Here is a 1,010-nt window from a genome sequence, read left to right as displayed (position 1 = left end):
GACGGCGATGGCAACTGGAGCGTGACGCCAGAGCCCGTACTCGCTGACGATACCCAGGTCTCGGCCACCGCGACCGATGCGGCGGGCAACAAGAGTGAGCCGACCACGCAGGCTGTGGATGCGGCGGCACCGGATGCCCCGACAATTGCCAGCGCCTCGGACGATGTTGAGCCGCTGACTGATGATCTGGCCGATGGCGACAGCACCAACGACACCACGCCGACACTGACCGGCCGTGCCGAAGCGGGCAGCACGGTCGAAGTCTTCCAGGGCGACACTTCGCTGGGCACCACTGAGGTCAATGATCAAGGCAACTGGAACTTCACACCAGACGAGCTGGCTGAAGCGGGGGTCAGCTTCACCGCCACGGCTACCGACGCCGCCGGCAATACGTCGCCGGCTAGCGATGCCTTCACGCTGACCATCGACGAGACAGCACCGGACGCGCCCACCATCGATCCGACCGATGGCACCGAGCTTACCGGCACCGCTGAAGCGGGCAGCACCGTCAATATCGACACCAATGGTGATGGCGAGGTGGATGAAACCGCCACTGCTGACGGCGATGGCAACTGGAGCGTGACGCCAGAGACCGTACTCGCTGACGATACCCAGGTCTCGGCCACCGCGACCGATGCGGCGGGTAATGAGAGTGAGCCGACCACGCAGACCGTGGATGCCACCGCGCCCGCTGCACCGGTCATCGCCAATGCGACGGACGATGTTGAGCCGCTGACCGATGATCTGGCCGACGGCGACAGCACCAACGATCTCACGCCGACACTGACCGGCACGGCCGAAGCGGGCAGCACGGTTGAGGTCTTCCAGAACGACACCTCGCTGGGCACCACTGACGCCGATGATCAAGGCAACTGGAGCTTCACGCCGGACGAGCTGACAGATGGTAGTTCATACAGCTTCACCGCCGAAGCCACCGACGCCGCCGGCAATACCTCTGATGCCAGTGAGACCTTCACGCTGACCATCGACGAGACGGCACCGAACGTGCC

The 1,010-nt window shown here is 64.5% G+C and carries 1 protein-coding gene; it reads left to right on the top strand.

Annotation, left to right across the window (positions count from 1 at the left end; genetic code table 11):
• Positions 1–1,010, top strand: a 1,010-nt coding sequence (locus OP496_RS18005; RefSeq protein ID WP_280565326.1) for an Ig-like domain-containing protein, incomplete at both ends; no start/stop codon positions are given.

Source organism: Chromohalobacter sp. 48-RD10, from assembly GCF_029889785.1.
Classification (GTDB): Bacteria; Pseudomonadota; Gammaproteobacteria; order Pseudomonadales; family Halomonadaceae; genus Chromohalobacter.
This window is presented reverse-complemented; position numbering and strand designations above follow the sequence as displayed.